Genomic DNA, 16,497 nt, shown 5'->3' on the forward strand with positions numbered 1-16,497 from the left:
TTTTCATTTGAAATCCAATAATCATTTGAAATTCTAGAGATACTGGCATAGTATTTCGCTTTTAAAACTAGAGTTAATGGGCGCTTTCTAACTATTATGCAGAGTATCTTAAAATCCCTGACGGCTGAACTATCTAACTGTATGCATTCCGATCGTTTTCGTTTTAAACGTCGTTTGCAAACAGCGCAAAAATTACCTTCTGAAAAGCAAGAAAAAGCTTTTGATAAGCTGCAGCAAGATATTGCGGCATCGTCGAGCCTGCGTCAGTCGCGTATTGATAACTTACCAGTAGTCTCTTATCCTGAAGATCTGCCTATTAGTCAAAAGCGTGATGATATCGCTAATGCTATTTTAAATAACCAAGTGGTTATTATTGCAGGCGAAACTGGCTCGGGTAAAACCACTCAGATCCCTAAAATATGCCTCGACCTCGGTTTAGGTATTGATGGCATGATAGGGCATACACAGCCAAGACGACTTGCGGCTCGTACGGTTGCGAATCGTATTGCTGAAGAGCTTAATTCAGAGCTTGGTGAGCACGTAGGTTATAAGATCCGTTTTAGCGATAACGTCAGCAAGAAAAGTTACATCAAGCTGATGACCGACGGTATTTTACTGGCTGAGATCCAACAAGATCGCTTCTTAAGTAAATATGACGTGATCATTATTGATGAAGCCCATGAGCGTAGCTTAAATATTGATTTTATCCTCGGTTATTTAAAACAATTACTTAACCGTCGTCCCGATTTAAAAGTGATTATTACGTCTGCGACGATTGATCCAGAACGTTTTTCTAAGCACTTTAATAACGCGCCGATGATCGAAGTGTCTGGCCGTACTTATCCTGTTGAAGTGCGTTATAACGCGTTAGCAGAACAAGACGATGGGCACGAACGCGATCAAATCCAAGGCATTGTTGATGCCGTAGATGAACTGCAGAGTGAAGGCCTTGGGGATATCCTAGTCTTCCTTAACGGTGAACGTGAGATACGTGATACTGCAGATGCGTTAAACAAGTTAAAACTTCGAGATACCGAAGTACTGCCTTTGTATGCGCGCTTAACGAATGCCGAGCAGAACCGTATTTTCCAAAGTCATGTTGGTCGTCGAGTGGTATTAGCGACTAACGTGGCAGAAACATCGTTAACGGTACCGGGTATCAAGTATGTGATTGACCCAGGTACTGCGCGTATTAGCCGTTATAGCTATCGTACCAAGGTACAACGCTTACCGATTGAAGCTGTCTCACAGGCCAGTGCTAATCAGCGTATGGGCCGTTGTGGTCGTGTGAGTGCGGGTATTTGTATTCGACTTTATAGTGAAGAAGATTTCAATAATCGTCCTGAGTTTACCGACCCTGAGATCCAGCGTACTAACCTTGCTTCTGTTATTTTACAAATGCATGCATTGGGGTTAGGCGACGTTGCTAATTTCCCATTCGTACAGCCACCAGACAGTCGTAACATTACCGATGGTCTAAAACTGCTTGAAGAATTAGGCGCCATTGATATCAGTAACGCTGATCATAATAAACGCCTGACGCCGGTTGGTATTGCGTTGGCTAAATTGCCGATTGATCCACGTCTTGCACGTATGGTTATGGAAGCAAACACCAATGGTTGTTTGAATGAAGTGATGGTGATTACGGCGGCATTGTCGATTCAAGACCCACGTGAACGACCAATAGAAAAACAGCAAGCGGCAGATGAACAACATCGTCGTTTTTATGATAAAGAATCTGATTTCATCACCTTCTTGAACCTTTGGAATTACGTCAAACAGCAACAAGACGAGTTATCGTCATCACAGTTCCGTCGCTTATGTAAGAAAGATTATCTTGCGTATATGCGTGTACGTGAATGGCAAGATATTTACTCGCAGCTGTCGCAAGTGGTGAAAGAACTCGGCTTTAATGTTAAGCCTGTTGAAGTTAATGAAGAAGGCGCGATCAGTAACGGCGATAATATTCATAAAGCGCTATTGTCGGGTATGTTAAGTCACGTTGGTTTTAAAGATAAAGACCAAGATTATTTAGGTGCACGTAACAGTAAGTTTAATATCTTCCCTGGCTCTGGTTTATTCAAAAAACAGCCTAAGTGGGTAATGGTTGCGGAACTGGTGGAAACATCGCGTTTGTTCGGCCGTATCGCAGCGAAAATCCAACCGGAATGGATTGAACCGCTTGCTACACATTTAAACAAATCAACGTACAGCGAACCGCATTGGGAAAAACGCCGTGGTGCGGTTGTTGCTGCTGAAAAAGTAACTTTGTATGGTTTAGTCATTGTTGCTAAGCGCATGGTGAACTACAGTCAAATTGACCCGGCATTATGCCGTGAAATATTTATTCGTAGTGGTTTAGTTGAAGGTGAATTTAATACTAAACATGCATTCTTTAAGCACAATATGGCGGAAGTAGAGCGTATTCATGCGTTAGAACATAAGTCGCGTCGTCGTGATATTTTGGTTAGTGACGATGATTTGTTTGGTTTTTATGCGGATATTATTCCTGAACACGTTTGCTCTGGTCGTCACTTTGATAGCTGGTGGAAAAAAGAGAGCAAGCAAACACCTGATTTATTAACGCTAACCCAAGCTCGTTTGATGAAGCATAATGCAGAAGCGATTACTGCACATAGCTATCCAGAGTTTTGGAGTCAAAACAGCTTTAAATTCAAACTGGAATACAATTTCGAACCGGGTACTGTTGAAGATGGTATCACGGTTATTATTCCATTAGCGATCCTCAATCAAGTCAATGAACAAGGCTTTGATTGGCAGATCCCGGCTTTACGTGAAGAATTAATCATCACCATGATTAAGGCGCTGCCAAAAACACTGCGCCGTAATTTTGTACCTGCGCCAAATTATGCGGGTGCAGCGCTGGAGAATATGGACCCTAGCCAAGGTGAATTAGCTGTAAGTCTGAACAAACAGTTATTGCGCATGACGGGTGTCCGTTTAGAGCAAGATGTATGGGAGCACTTGACGCTGCCGACGCACCTTAAAATTCATTTTAAAGTTGTTGATGAAAAACTAAAACAAATTAGTTTTGGTGATGACTTAGGTGCATTAAAACAGCAACTGCAAGGTAATATTCAAGAAACCTTAGTGAAGGTGGCTGACAAAGGTATTGAGAAGACAGATCTTATTACCTGGGACTTTGGTCATTTACCGACTGAATTTAAACAAAAACATGGCGGTTATGAAGTTAAAGCGTATCCCGCTTTAGTTGATAATAAAAAGTCGGTTGAAATTAAGCTGTTTGATCATCAAGAAGACGCTGCTGTTGCTGCTAAAGCGGGTTTGCGTCGCTTGATTTTACTTAATGTACCGTCACCGATTAAATACCTTGAACAGAAACTACCAAACAAAGCGAAACTTGGACTGTATTTCAATCCGTTTGGTAAAGTGACTGATCTGATCCACGATTGTATTTCTTGCGCTGTTGATAGCATAATTGCAAAACAGCCTGCTCCGAGTGATGCAGAAAGTTTTGAAGCATTAAAAGAACTGGTTCGTGCCAATATCGCAGATGAGACGGTTGAAGTCGCAAAGCAGGTTGAGAAGATTCTCACTGCCGCGCATCAAGTGCATAAACAGATTAAAGGCAAAGTATCTCTTGATATGATCGTGGCTAATGGTGATATCAAAGCGCAATTAGCGAAGCTTATTTACAGTGGTTTTGTGACCAATACAGGTGTTAAAAAATTAGCAGATGTTCAACGTTACATTGCTGCGATTGAGCATCGATTGAATAAGCTTAAGATTGATCCTATTCGTGATCGTGGTAACTCAGTTGAAGTGCAACCGTTATTGGAAAATTATATCCAGTTAACTAAGATGCCGCGATTAACACTTGCACAACAAAGTGAGTTATTAAAACTGCGTTGGATGTTGGAAGAGCTACGTGTATCGTTATTTGCTCAACAATTAGGGACCAGTTATCCTGTATCTATTAAGCGCGTAAAAATCGCATTTGCAGAGTTTAAAGCGAGTTTGTAGTGGCCTTAATTCTATTTCGGACTGGACTGTTATAATGAAAAAGGGAAGCCATATGGCTTCCCTTTTCATTATATTACCCATTGGTCTCGGCCATTATTTTTCGCTTGATATAATTTGTTATCTGCTTGCTGTATTAAGCTTTTTACCGTTATTTTCCTATCAGGGATTACACTGACGACACCAAAACTCATGGTGATTATGGCATGTTCATTGATTCCAGCATGTTGAATCTCTAATGATCTCACTACATTAACGAGTTTTTCAGCAACTAATTTAGCGCCTTTTGTATCTGTATTTGGTAATAACATACAGAATTCTTCCCCCCCATAACGGGCGACTAACTCAGAAGGTCTTCGCAGGGACTTGTTAAGTGTGGATGCGACCAATTTTAAACACTCATCACCTTGGACGTGACCGTAGTGATCATTGTATATTTTAAAGAAATCTATATCAGCAAGGATAAAGGTAAGGGGTTGAGCATGGCGTTTGGCACGTGACAACTCTTTTGAAAACATAGCATCTAGGTGTCTACGATTGGCAATGCCAGTTAAGCCATCAAGCGTGGCCAAGCGTTCTAATTCTTCATTTGCCAATTCCAAATCATTTTTGGTTTTTAATAGCTGTGAACGCATTGTCGCAATGCGCTCCATCGCTGTCATTTTAGCTATAAGGATTTGTTTCTGAATGGGTTTTGGTAAGTAGTCATCACCACCTGCTTCAATACCAACCATAACATCTTCTGGCTCAGTTTTACCACTGAGAAATATAATGGGCACCCAATCAGTAAATTCTTGCCTAATTTGTTTTGCTACTTGATAACCGTTAATACCTATCATCACAACACCCAGTAACACAATATCTGGATTACATTCTGAAAATAGTGCGATGCCTGTTTCACCATTTTCTGCGTCGAAGACTTCGTGATTAAGATGTTGTAGGTAAGATCGAATAATCAGTCGTTCAATTTTGGAGTCATCGATTATGAGGATCTTCATCGGCAGTCCTTGCTCTTTTTAGTCGTTGTCCGATAAATACGGTTCAGATAACTAAATATAGCAAGTATCTGTTTAGTTAGTGTAATCTTTTGTTGCTCTGTATCACACACTTAGTGTTATACGCCTTCATCGTTGCCTTAACTTGAAATATTTCGTCAGCTGTTAGCTCGTCATCCCAGGTTACAATAGCTGAAATAGTTGGGCTTTGAGCTGCTTTTAATAGAGTATGAAATTTATTGTTCACTTTAGCTTTATGGATGATTAGTGCACTATCTGCGCTAATCCCATGTTGCCATAGTAATGCGGCAGTCAGTGTCATTGGTGGTGCAATGATTGCAGTCCAGTGACCATGGCTATCTTCAATTACGGCTTCATCAACATGAGTCAAAGGCTGATTTTGTGTAGAAGTATTCGCGTTATATATAAAAGATTTAGTTTGCATGGTTATGGGCCTGTCTTTATATCCAGTGGTTATATGTACAGTAGTATTTTGTGGTGGTATTTGCAAGCATTTATTCTCTTTTAAATGAGTAAATCTGAAGTGGTATTGTATAACTTGATGATTCTAATGTTATTTATCTATTTATTGTTTTTTTTTGGTCGATCACTTGAGTGGGGCTCTCATCGTATTAACAAACTGAATTCCGTTTATTACTGGTGGCTTATACAGTATTACATACAGTACTTTTATGTGGGTTCATTAATTATATTTAGAGCAGGTTATTGATGAACTTACAATGGAAGGTTAAACGAGGGGGGTTAAGCGTGGGTTGTTTAAAAGTAAGCCGTTGCGGTTGTTCAACTGCATGAGTGCTGATAATAGCGCCTCTTCTTTTAATGGTTTTGTTAATACGTAGTCTGCACCTGCGTTAAGCATGTGGATACGTGTGTCCTCGTAGGCATCCGCAGTACAGGCAAATATGGGCAAGGTTGCAATATCAAGTGGTAATGTACGTATAGCACTTATCGCATCAATACCATTCATAACAGGCATATGATTATCCATTAATATCAAATCGTAATGCTGAGTCTGTACTTTTGCAATGGCCTGAGCGCCATTTTCAACAATATCACTGCTGATTTGTCGGAGTTTCAAGAATGAAGACAGGACAAGCTGGTTTACTTTATTATCTTCGACTATCAGTACATGTAATCCGGAAAAATCAGTGATGCCATGGTTAAGTGGGGTCACAATTTTTGTTTCTTCGCCGCACTCTAACGGAATTTCGACTGTAAATGTTGAGCCTTGTCCTTTAACGCTTTCCAGTTTGATATTACCGTCCATTAAATTAAGTAATTGCTTAACAATCGATAAGCCTAAGCCTGTTCCACCGAACTGTCGGGTTGTTGAGGATTCTTCTTGTGTAAATGGGTCAAAAATTGCTGTCATTCGTGAGCGAGCAATACCAATTCCAGAGTCACTGACGGCAATGGAAATAGTGTGTATATTACCTTCCACTTTTGTTTCATTAAAAGAGACAGTAACACCGCCTTGTTTAGTGAATTTAAGTGCGTTATTAACTAAGTTAAGCAAGACCTGCCTGACTTTGGCTTTGTCACCTAAGTACCAACTATTGTGTTTTAAACTATTAATTACTCTGAATGTAATGCCTTTTTCGATACCGAGAGTGTAATAAGTGCTAGCTAAAGAACTTGCAATGTCGGATAGATTGAAGTTTGCGTTTTCTAGATCTAATTGACCTTCTTCGATTTTAGAAAAGTCCAGAATATCATTGAGTAATGCCATCATGTGATTACCCGAATCCATAATGGTTTTTAGGTGGGCGCTTTGCTCTTCTGTAAGTTGAGTTTTAGTTAAAACTTGCCCCATACCTAATACACCGTTCATAGGGGTTCGGATCTCATGACTCATATTTGCCAGAAATCGAGTTTTTGATTTTTCACTGCGGCGGGCATGATCCACAGCTTCTTGTAATTCTAGCGTTTTATGCTCTAAAGAATGGCTCATATTGAGTAATGCGTTGCCGAGGGTACCCACTTCGCAATTGCGATCAATGAGTAATTTATCGATAAAATCACCTTTACCAATATTGTTCGCCAATTTAGTCAAGTCAGTGAGTGGGCCAGTAATATTTTGAGCAATAACATAACTTATCCAAGCCACAATAGGGATGCATAAAGATACGAGAAAGAGTAATTTATAAAACAGATCAAATAGTGGCGCCATGATGGTGTCATAAGGCGCCGTGGCTAATAAAGACCAGTCGCCAGTCATCTCGGCACCGTATTCACCTAAATCGGCGTAACCAGAAATAACCTTACGATTATCGGCATTGTTGTAGATCGCATAACCATCCATATCTCCTTCGAGCTTGGCTTGTAGTGATTCAATTGCTAAGTCTTTGTGTGGGCTTAATAAGCGCGTATTAGGATCTGTTGTGATCAATACATTCCCTGGGTCATCGACTAAATAGGCATATTCATTACCAATTGTTTGTTGGTCTATGTCAGCAACGATATCGAATAATTCGGTGATATTAACTTCACTGACTAAAACCCCGATGACTTTCGCTGTTCGAGGGTCGAATACCGCACTCACAAATTTAAAGTCAAAATGACGTTGCTGAAAGTGGTTATTAGTTTCACCACCTAAGTGCGTTAAAGGAGAAATATATGCATGGGATGGATCGGCGAGTGCTTTATTAAATTCATTTTTTATGTTTTCGGCATAGGAAAAAATATTGTCGTTAATTGTATGGCTTTCTGATGCCGCTATAATTTTGCCTTTTACGTTTACGTAATATATTGATTTGTAATGAGGATAGGTGTCAATGATGTCTTCAAAATGATTGGTGATTTCGACATAGTCGGCAAGTGCGAACAACGGACTTTTACTGAGGAGTTCAAAGTTAAGCTGTACTTTAAGCATAAAGTTATCGACTTTCTTTGCTGCGTTCTCAACATTATGTTGTAAATGTAATCCGGTATTTATTTCAAACTGCTTTTGCATGCTATAGAACATGATGCCTGTGGTCGTTAGCCAAAAAAACAAAATTAATCCGATAAATGATAATGCGATCTTATTTTTGAGTAACATTACAGCATCCACGTAGTTGGCATTGATAAAAACCGAGTAAAGGTGATTTTAAATCGCTCGAAATCCTGAAGAAGCGTAGGTATATACAAAATAACAGCTGAACAATTCATGCAGTCACTAGTCTATGTCCCTGCGTTAATAAATGGAAAGTTCTAAGTCACATTTTAGCTTTCAATATAAGTACTGGCTCACAAGCTTTTTAAAAATGTTTATAATAAGCGCGGGAATTATGCACGCCACTTGGACCTGTAAAAATAATTAGTTAGCGTTGATAGTGAGTTTAACTCAGCTGTGAAAGGTAAGGAATAGTGTCGGTTATGTTGTACGTGCTAATACATTATAAGTAATCGCAAGGAGTGCATTATGCCAAATAGCGTTAAACAAACAGTGGATAAAAATGAAACCTTAGATCCCAAAATATCTAAAATTATAGAGTCAGTGTTAAAAATTGATGAACCGACAGTGTATAACGATTATGAAATTGTCGCGAAAGTACTATTTCAAGCATTGAATTTCTTCCCCCCTTTATATACACAATCTATATTTGGCCCTATTCGTACTTGGATCCCACCACACAAAAAAGATTCTGAATTTAATATTATTGATTTTTGGCGACCAATAAGGACTGCTAATTATTTAGTCGATAGCCTAGTGCCAGCATTTCCGCATGGACCAGGCCCCTGGGCTAGAACGTTATTACCACCTGTAGTACAAAATCTGTTTTGGCGACCAAGTCATTATTTTCAACAAGCAGACCCGCTAGCAAGCGTCACCTCATTTATCAATGAACAGTGGATCTATGTTAATGGTATCGCGACGAACGAAGATGTAGCAATGATGAACGCTGAGCTACTTAGTCATCTATTCAAGCGCCCATTGACAGTTGTACATAATCAAACTGATTCAACGATTTTAGACCTTGTGCAGTGTGTCACAGGTAAAGTATTTAAAACTAACCCGAATCTTGATGATGAACAATCGATGACAGAGCCAGCGGTTAAGGCAACAATTGCAGTATTGGCAGCATTGAAAGATCCCGCGAAAGAAAGGGTCGTATTATTGTGTCACTCACAAGGTACAATCATTACTGCGAATGTACTACGGGCATTACAAAAAAGTATCAGCCAAATTAAAGTCGTGCATCAAGCACCTGAAATGCAGTTAACACTGCAGTTGAATCATTTAGAACGTCTGGCATTTGATCTATTTTGGATGGAGGCTATTTCTACCTTTACCAATGATGAACTTGATTCTTATTTGGTAAGCATGATGAAAAAGCTAGAGGTTTATACTTTTGCTAATTGTGCCGATAAAATGAATTATGTTTGTCACTCCACCAATAGCAAAGGGGAGTTGATTGGCCTACCTTATATTGAAAATTTTGCTAATCAATTTGACTTGGTTGCTAGGTTGGGCGTGCTATCACCACTGCGAGAAGATGGTAGCGATATTATCGAAATTGATGGTGCAGTATACGAAAAACAAGGTGGTGAGGCTTGGGGTCATTTACTTAATCAGCATTACTTATTTGGTATGGCGGGATATCTTCAAGATAGCCAGAATACAAATAATCCCTATGCACCACAAAAAGGTGAAATCTCAGCAGCTTTACCAAGGCTGTATAGCTACTATGGAGGTGCGCGCCCCTATGCCTATTATGAATAACTGGCGAAATCTGTTTAGTTAATACTGAGCCATAATAATAAGTTAAGAAGCTCTGTCGATACAGAGCTTCTTCGCTTAAGTTATTCATAGTTATGTTGTGATTTAATTTTATCGGCAACAATATCAGCCCATTGCTGGTAAATAATTGGCCCTGGATGAAACCCATCTTCAGCCATATCCTTATCATTTAATTCAGCATTGAAATCGATTAATTGACAATCACTTTGGCTTTCAATTAGGGTTGCTAGTTTACGATTAAACTGAGCTGCTCTTGCGCCTAAATAACGTCGTAATGGTTGTGGTAGTACTGAGAATTGTCCCATCGGAGGGACTTGTGTGATAAGGATTTGTTGGCAGTTAAATTGTTCGCGTAATAGCGTGATCAAATCTTGTTGCTGAGTTAACCACGTTGATGCTGCTAGTGTACCCGTGACATCATTTACACCTAATGAGGTCACGATAATATCGAAGGTTTGTTGCGGTTGTTCCGATAGCATTTGTAGGCTGTCTAATGTGGTATGGCCCGATTTCGCCAATAACTGCCAATTAACCTGGTAGCACTCGGCCAGTGCCGAAACCAAGTGTCCTGTTAACGCTTGTGACTGGTTATCCACACCAACACCAGCAGCGGCAGAATCACCAACAATAAGCAGTCGTATTTTTTGTCCTTTTCCTGCCATTCCAGAGCGTTCTCCTGCCGCTTCTGGTAGCTTTGGTGTTACTTTTTTTACATATTGCCCTTGTGCGATAATGAGCGGCGCATAAACTACTCTCGTTAATAATTTGTTTAATAATTTGAACATACCACCTCCTTGATTTAATCATAATAGCAATACGGCGGCGATTAATTTGCGCGCTTATGCCCAAAGCCATAAATAGAATCAATTTTAGTAATCTTGTTATGGAATGCAAATATCGAACTATATTTACACTTAGGCTATTTTATGATTAATTGGAGTAAGTTATGTCAAATCATCATACGTACAAAAAAATTGAAGTGGTTGGTTCGTCAAAAACAAGTATTGAAGAGGCCATCCATAATGCACTTGCAGAGTGCAGTAAAACAGTAAAGAATATGGATTGGTTTGAAGTGGTTGAAACCCGTGGTCATATTGTTGATGGTGCGGTTGGGCATTTTCAAGTGACGCTGAAAATAGGTTTCCGTATCGGAGACAGTTAAATTTTCAATAAATTGATTTATAAGGATGTAAACGATGAGTAAAATATCAGGGGGCTGCCTATGTGGCTCAGTTAAATTTGAAATTACCAATGATTTTAGTCAATTTCATTTGTGTCATTGCCAGCAGTGCCAAAAAATAACCGGCTCTGCTCATGCATCTAATTTATTTTGCCAATCCAGCCACATTTCGTGGTTGGCAGGTACGGATAAAATCAAACGATTCGATTACCCAAATCGTCATTTTGCGCGTGTATTTTGCACTGAGTGTGGAACTGGATTGCCGTATTTAGTCAATAAAGGTAAAACCTTAATCGTACCTGCGGGTTCATTGGATGTAGACGAAGAGACGGTGTTTAACGTTGCACCGCAAGATAATATATTTTGGCATGAGCGTGCGGCTTGGTATGATGCGGCTTTAGCTGCCCCGACGTTTGCAGGGTTTCCAAAGTAAGAGTTTTACCCAAGCAACTGCTTGATGATTTATTCATTAAGCCTGCCTTTTTTCGCTTATGCTACGGCACATACTAAAAAATTAGGGTTAACCGTTATTCAAGAATTTGAATATAACAATAATCATTATTATGAATTGGTTTACGACACGTCAAAGCCAGTGGCTGCATAATAACGAATTAACAAGTTATAACCGATACATTATCTGTTATAACTTGTTATTATCTATTTAACTACTTATCTATCTAGTCAGAAACGATATTACTTAGTGTTAATGTCTGTGTTTACTTCAACATTATCAACAACATGATTATCACCCAAGTCATGTGGTAATACTAAGTTAAGAATAATCGCCACGATACCGCATAGACTCACACCTTGAAGGCTGAAATCACCGATACCAAATGCCATACCACCAATACCGAATACTAATGTCACCGCAACAATGATTAAATTGCGAGACTTATGCAGATCAACACGATTAGTAATAAGTGTATTAAGACCTACGGTTGCAATTGTACCGAACAGTAAGATCATGATGCCGCCCATCACTGGTACAGGGAAGGTTTGCAGTAACGCACCGAGTTTACCCACAAAAGCCAACACGATTGCGATAACCGCTGCCCATGTCATGATGACAGGGTTGAATGCCTTAGTTAGTATTACTGCACCAGTTACTTCACTGTAGGTGGTGTTTGGTGGCGCGCCAAACATAGACGCAGCCATTGTCGCCATTCCGTCACCAGCAAGCGTCCGGTGTAGACCTGGCTTCTTAAGGTAGTCTTTACCTGTCGCATTCGAGATCGCGAGAATGTCGCCAACATGCTCAATCGCAGGGGCTAACGCAACCGGGATCATAAATAATATCGCATTGATGTTAAATTCTGGGTAAGTAAAGTTTGGTAATGCTAACCAGCTTGCTTGGCCAACTGGAGCAAAGTCGATGATGCCATAAGCAAGACTTGCAAGATAACCGGCGATAATACCCGCCATAATTGGAATCAGTTTAAGTAGACCTTTACCAAAAACACTCACTATAATGGTGGTAAATAATGATATAGCAGCAATGATAATCGCAACGTCGTTATCAATTAACTGTATTGCGCCATCACCGGTTTTACCCATGGCCATATTGACTGCAACAGGTGATAAACCAAGACCAATTACCATTATCACTGGGCCTACAACTACGGGAGGCAGTAGCTTATGGATAATTGCTACGCCACGGAATTTAATCACAGCTGACAATAATACGTAAGTGAAACCAGCAGCCATCAAGCCACCCATAGTGCTCGCGATGCCCCAGGTTTGTATTCCGAACATGATCGGAGCAATAAAGGCAAAAGAAGACGCGAGAAAAACAGGAACAGAACGTTTAGTGATAACTTGAAACACTAAAGTACCGAGACCAGCACCGAAAAGCGCGACATTTGGATCCAAACCAGTAAGAAGTGGAACCAATACGAGGGCACCAAATGCGACGAATAGCATTTGCAGACCTTGCAAAATTTGCATTTTTTTATCTCCATTTTTAAATAAACGGCTGGACGGTAGCATAAAGTTTATACCATTGATATTAAAAATAGATAAAACCCCAACTTTTAGGCCGCAGGTCAATTTTGTGATCATGATATGATACGTATCGTGCTTGTTTAAAACCAAAATCATGGCATTATATTGGTGCTTATCATTTATTTAACGCTATCCCCTGTATATACAGATAACAACCGCATTTAAAAGTTGGATTTCATGATCACCGACAGTCATATTATCGATACCGTATCAGCTCATCATTTGTTTTCAGCCCTTACGGATGCAGAGTTTCAACAACTCTTTAATACCGCCAAAACATGTAAAATAGAACCACTAGAGAATGTGTTTCATCAAGGCGATAAAGCCAGTCGATTTTATTTGGTGTTACGCGGACACCTTAAACTTTACCGTACCAGTCCAAGTGGGCAAGAGAAGGTTGTCGAAGTGATGCGTGAAGGTAATACCTTTGCGGAAGCATTAATGTTTAATAACAAACCGTTTTATCCTGTGGCAGCGCAAGCGGTATCAGCCAGTGAACTGATTACATTTGATAATGAAACCTACTTAAAGATACTGAAAAATAACCCAGAGGCGGGTATCTCAATTATGGCGAATATGAGTATTCGTTTACATCATGATCTTTACGAAATTGAAATGTTATCGGTCGAGAATGCCAAAAACCGTTTACTGTTATTCTTGATGCAGAATATTCAAGACAAAGACGGTAATGAAGGTGTGATTGAATTAGATATACCTAAACGAACACTTGCTTCACTACTATCGATTCAACCAGAAACGTTTTCACGTCTACTCAAAAAACTGGCTAAAGAAGGCTTGATCGAAGAAAAAAGAGGGCATATTCGTATTGTAAATATCGATGCCTTGTATGCCGCTTCTGATATACCAGTACAATCAGTGACCGGGGGATAAACTGTGAGTAATGCGGTTCAGGTGATTTCTTTCTCTCATTTGGTCTTTGCTTTTATTCCTGTGTTAGTCGCGCTGGCTATCTTGTTGCAATGGCGATTACCGATTAAAAATGGCTTGTATGCGTTATCACGTATGCTGATTCAATTGTTGTTAATTGGCTATTTCCTGTCATATATTTTTGAATCTCATAGTGCTGGCATTGTTGTTGTCGTGCTTATCGTCATGGTTGTCGCCTCGAGCTGGATTGCTTTAGGTGCAGTGCCTGAACAGCGCTGGAAAATGTATAAATATGCATTAATCGCAGTTGCACTTGGGGGCGGGTTTACCTTATTTGTGATGAGTATTGGCGTACTGGGGCTAGACCCTTGGTACAATCCGCAATATATGGTGCCACTTGCAGGGATGGCATTTGCCAATGCGATGAATAGTGTCAGTTTGTCTGCTGAACGTTTACATGCGGAAATGACGCGTGGCGATGACTATTTTACTGCGCGAGGCATCGCGTTAAGAGCGTCGTTAATACCGATTACTAATGCACTATTTGCTGTTGGCTTAGTTTCTTTACCAGGCATGATGACAGGCCAGATTTTATCCGGCGTATCGCCATTCATTGCAGTGCGATACCAAATTATGATTATGTGCATGCTGTTTGGTTCATCCGTGATTTCTGCGGCATTTTTCTTATCTTTGATAAAGCCGCTAATGTCAACAAAGCAGTGAGTTATCAACGACAAGATTTATAAAATACTGATGAGTATTTCAGTAAACACGATTATAAAATAGAGGTTGCAATGAAAATGGCTAACATTTGTTATGTATTTTCTATACTGATCTTGGGTGTAGTTAATACGGCACATGCTACATCGTCTGTATGGAAAGTGAGTAATGGAGAACACAGTTTATATTTAGGTGGAACAGTGCATGTTTTATCGCTTGATGATTATCCGTTTCCGGCAGAGTTTGATCGTGCGTATGCGTTGGCTGAGACCTTGGTATTCGAAACAGATATGGAAAAATTAGAAAGCCCTGAATTTCAGCAAACTATGCTAAGTCAGCTTAGATACCCTGATGGGCAAGACTTAACGCAAAACTTAACACCTGAAACATACAAGATGTTAGCAGCGTATTGTGAGTCACGGGGTATTGGTATGCAGGTTATTAATAATTTTAAACCGAGTATGATTTCGTTGATGTTAACAATGGCAGAGTTACAACGCCTTAATTTAACCGGTCTTGGTGTTGATACATATTACAACAGTAAAGCGGTTATCGATGCTAAAGAACTCGGTAAACTAGAAACAGTAGAACAACAGTTAGCGTTTATTGAGGGTATGGGTAAAGGTAAGGAAGATGAATTCATTCGTTATAGTTTAGAAGATATAAAAACATTACCCACATTTATGCATGAGATGAAAACCGCTTGGCGTCATGGTAATCGCCAAGCACTTATTGATCTTGCTATTACCCCTTTGCTTAAAGATTTTCCTGATATTTATCAGTCATTATTAGTACAACGCAATAATAATTGGTTACCTCAGATTGAAGCAATGTTTGACAGTAAAGATACGGAGTTCGTACTTGTGGGGGCATTGCATTTAGTCGGAAAGGATGGTCTATTACAACGATTAGAAGTGGCTGGATATAAAGTAACGCAACTTTAGGGCATAAAATAGTGGCATCGGTACCATCTTGAAGTAGTTTGGCTATAGATGGGTATTGAGAGTTAGGATATGATATTGTTATCTGAACCTATATTTTGAAATGAACCTATGCTGAATTTTTTCCGTTCTAAACCACTAATTGATGATGCCAGTTGTGAGTGGATGTTTGACACATTTGCGTGGGCGTTAACACATTTTGATCGTCAAGAGTTCTTTCTGCGTACTCGGTTAATCCAACCAACGAATGATTTTTTTCCCGGTAATATTGATAGTCGCCACGGTATGGCTGAAACTATTTTTAATCATGTGGTTAAATATGCCGGATTGAGTCATTGGCCACTACAGTTACAAGCGCCCCAGTTTTTTAATGGGCAAGCTCCTGCATTACTTGATTTATCCGCAGTACAACGAGATTCTTCAGCTGCGAATACCTTACCGGTGTTAGCTGCATCTCAGCCTTTAGCAATGACTTATAATCCACAGCAAGCTGCTAAACCGGGCGATCTAGCTTCGAGTTATGCGCATCATTTAGCCCAGCATGTGGTGGCACAATCACAACAAATTCCTCCTGGTGGGGCGGAGTATTTTAATGAGAGTACCGAAATTATCGCTATTTTCATGGGTTTTGGCGTGATGATGGCTAATTCAGCTTATACTTTTAGAGGCGGATGTGGCAGTTGCTATAACGCGCAAGCAAATCGACAGGCAACCTTATCTGAAGACAATGTCATCTTTGCCTTGGCGCTGTTTTGTCGACTGAAAGGTATTCCAATAGGGGACGCGACACGTAATTTGAAAGGTTATTTAAAACGGAATTTCAAGCAAGCATTAAAACAAATTGATCGAGAACCTGCGCGTTTGCAACCGTTATTAGCGTTAAAGTAGTATCACTACATTGTAAGTTATATATGAACGAGAGGGAGAATGAGCAAACTTGGGCAAGTTAAATATTGATCGCAAGCGAAGTTTATGTCGAAATGGAGCATAACTTGTGTAATTGTGGAGTTGTTAACCGCGTGT

The 16,497-nt window shown here is 39.8% G+C and carries 13 protein-coding genes; 8 read left to right on the forward strand and 5 right to left on the reverse strand.

The window, feature by feature from the left end; all coding sequences use genetic code 11:
- Positions 1–96 precede the first annotated feature (96 nt).
- Positions 97–4,005 carry an ATP-dependent RNA helicase HrpA gene (gene hrpA / locus HWV01_RS09535; protein ID WP_211675144.1) on the forward strand — a complete coding sequence of 1,303 codons (3,909 nt, stop codon included), beginning with the start codon at positions 97–99 and terminating at the stop codon, positions 4,003–4,005.
- Positions 4,006–4,073: 68 nt separating this feature from the next.
- On the opposite strand, the gene HWV01_RS09540 is transcribed toward hrpA, so the two are convergent.
- From HWV01_RS09540 to HWV01_RS09550, 3 genes are all read right to left on the reverse strand, one after another.
- A complete protein-coding gene (locus HWV01_RS09540) occupies positions 4,074–5,000 on the reverse strand; it encodes a diguanylate cyclase domain-containing protein (protein WP_211675145.1) in 927 nt (308 codons plus the stop codon).
- A 76-nt stretch (positions 5,001–5,076) separates the two neighbouring features.
- Positions 5,077–5,442 (reverse strand): hypothetical protein, encoded by a 366-nt coding sequence (locus tag HWV01_RS09545; protein WP_211675146.1) that lies wholly within the window; start codon positions 5,440–5,442, stop codon positions 5,077–5,079.
- Positions 5,443–5,745: 303 nt separating this feature from the next.
- Positions 5,746–8,058 carry a hybrid sensor histidine kinase/response regulator gene (locus tag HWV01_RS09550; protein ID WP_211675147.1) on the reverse strand — a complete coding sequence of 771 codons (2,313 nt, stop codon included), beginning with the start codon at positions 8,056–8,058 and terminating at the stop codon, positions 5,746–5,748.
- Between the two features lie 363 nt (positions 8,059–8,421).
- Here HWV01_RS09550 and HWV01_RS09555 point away from each other — a divergent pair, with 363 nt between their 5' ends.
- Positions 8,422–9,723: an alpha/beta hydrolase gene (locus HWV01_RS09555; protein ID WP_211675148.1), complete on the forward strand. Its 1,302-nt coding sequence runs from the start codon at positions 8,422–8,424 to the stop codon at positions 9,721–9,723.
- Positions 9,724–9,803: 80 nt separating this feature from the next.
- Here the strand turns inward: HWV01_RS09555 and HWV01_RS09560 are convergent, their stop codons facing one another.
- Positions 9,804–10,526 (reverse strand): SGNH/GDSL hydrolase family protein, encoded by a 723-nt coding sequence (locus tag HWV01_RS09560; protein ID WP_211675149.1) that lies wholly within the window; start codon positions 10,524–10,526, stop codon positions 9,804–9,806.
- Between the two features lie 161 nt (positions 10,527–10,687).
- Between HWV01_RS09560 and HWV01_RS09565 the strand changes: the two genes are divergently transcribed.
- Both HWV01_RS09565 and HWV01_RS09570 read left to right on the forward strand, forming a co-directional pair.
- A complete protein-coding gene (locus HWV01_RS09565) occupies positions 10,688–10,903 on the forward strand; it encodes a dodecin (RefSeq protein WP_211675150.1) in 216 nt (71 codons plus the stop codon).
- Between the two features lie 34 nt (positions 10,904–10,937).
- Positions 10,938–11,354 (forward strand): GFA family protein, encoded by a 417-nt coding sequence (locus HWV01_RS09570; protein WP_211675151.1) that lies wholly within the window; start codon positions 10,938–10,940, stop codon positions 11,352–11,354.
- Between the two features lie 260 nt (positions 11,355–11,614).
- Here HWV01_RS09570 and HWV01_RS09575 read toward each other — a convergent pair whose 3' ends face one another.
- Complete coding sequence (locus HWV01_RS09575; RefSeq protein ID WP_211675152.1) at positions 11,615–12,868, reverse strand: uracil-xanthine permease family protein; 1,254 nt, start codon at positions 12,866–12,868, stop codon at positions 11,615–11,617.
- Between the two features lie 234 nt (positions 12,869–13,102).
- Here HWV01_RS09575 and HWV01_RS09580 point away from each other — a divergent pair, with 234 nt between their 5' ends.
- The 4 genes from HWV01_RS09580 (at position 13,103) to HWV01_RS09595 (ending at position 16,362) form a co-directional block, all read left to right on the forward strand.
- Positions 13,103–13,816, forward strand: coding sequence for a Crp/Fnr family transcriptional regulator (locus HWV01_RS09580; RefSeq protein WP_211675153.1), 714 nt, complete (start codon positions 13,103–13,105; stop codon positions 13,814–13,816).
- A gap of 3 nt (positions 13,817–13,819) precedes the next feature.
- Complete coding sequence (locus HWV01_RS09585) at positions 13,820–14,536, forward strand: ABC transporter permease (protein ID WP_211675154.1); 717 nt, start codon at positions 13,820–13,822, stop codon at positions 14,534–14,536.
- A gap of 71 nt (positions 14,537–14,607) precedes the next feature.
- Positions 14,608–15,477, forward strand: coding sequence for a TraB/GumN family protein (locus tag HWV01_RS09590; RefSeq protein ID WP_211675155.1), 870 nt, complete (start codon positions 14,608–14,610; stop codon positions 15,475–15,477).
- A gap of 108 nt (positions 15,478–15,585) precedes the next feature.
- Positions 15,586–16,362: a hypothetical protein gene (locus HWV01_RS09595; protein ID WP_211675156.1), complete on the forward strand. Its 777-nt coding sequence runs from the start codon at positions 15,586–15,588 to the stop codon at positions 16,360–16,362.
- Positions 16,363–16,497 lie beyond the last annotated feature (135 nt).

Source organism: Moritella sp. 5 (assembly GCF_018219455.1).
Taxonomy (GTDB): Bacteria; Pseudomonadota; Gammaproteobacteria; order Enterobacterales; family Moritellaceae; genus Moritella.

Bases quoted from the DNA above. Each gene is read 5' to 3' on its own strand.
- HWV01_RS09575 (WP_211675152.1), bottom strand. From the start codon at position 12,868: ATGCAAATTTTGCAAGGTCTGCAAATGCTATTCGTCGCATTTGGTGCC.
- HWV01_RS09540 (WP_211675145.1), bottom strand. From the start codon at position 5,000: ATGAAGATCCTCATAATCGATGACTCCAAAATTGAACGACTGATTATT.
- HWV01_RS09555 (WP_211675148.1), top strand. From the start codon at position 8,422: ATGCCAAATAGCGTTAAACAAACAGTGGATAAAAATGAAACCTTAGAT.
- HWV01_RS09550 (WP_211675147.1), bottom strand. From the start codon at position 8,058: ATGTTACTCAAAAATAAGATCGCATTATCATTTATCGGATTAATTTTG.
- HWV01_RS09570 (WP_211675151.1), top strand. From the start codon at position 10,938: ATGAGTAAAATATCAGGGGGCTGCCTATGTGGCTCAGTTAAATTTGAA.
- hrpA (WP_211675144.1), top strand. From the start codon at position 97: ATGCAGAGTATCTTAAAATCCCTGACGGCTGAACTATCTAACTGTATG.
- HWV01_RS09545 (WP_211675146.1), bottom strand. From the start codon at position 5,442: ATGCAAACTAAATCTTTTATATATAACGCGAATACTTCTACACAAAAT.
- HWV01_RS09595 (WP_211675156.1), top strand. From the start codon at position 15,586: ATGCTGAATTTTTTCCGTTCTAAACCACTAATTGATGATGCCAGTTGT.
- HWV01_RS09590 (WP_211675155.1), top strand. From the start codon at position 14,608: ATGAAAATGGCTAACATTTGTTATGTATTTTCTATACTGATCTTGGGT.
- HWV01_RS09560 (WP_211675149.1), bottom strand. From the start codon at position 10,526: ATGTTCAAATTATTAAACAAATTATTAACGAGAGTAGTTTATGCGCCG.
- HWV01_RS09580 (WP_211675153.1), top strand. From the start codon at position 13,103: ATGATCACCGACAGTCATATTATCGATACCGTATCAGCTCATCATTTG.
- HWV01_RS09565 (WP_211675150.1), top strand. From the start codon at position 10,688: ATGTCAAATCATCATACGTACAAAAAAATTGAAGTGGTTGGTTCGTCA.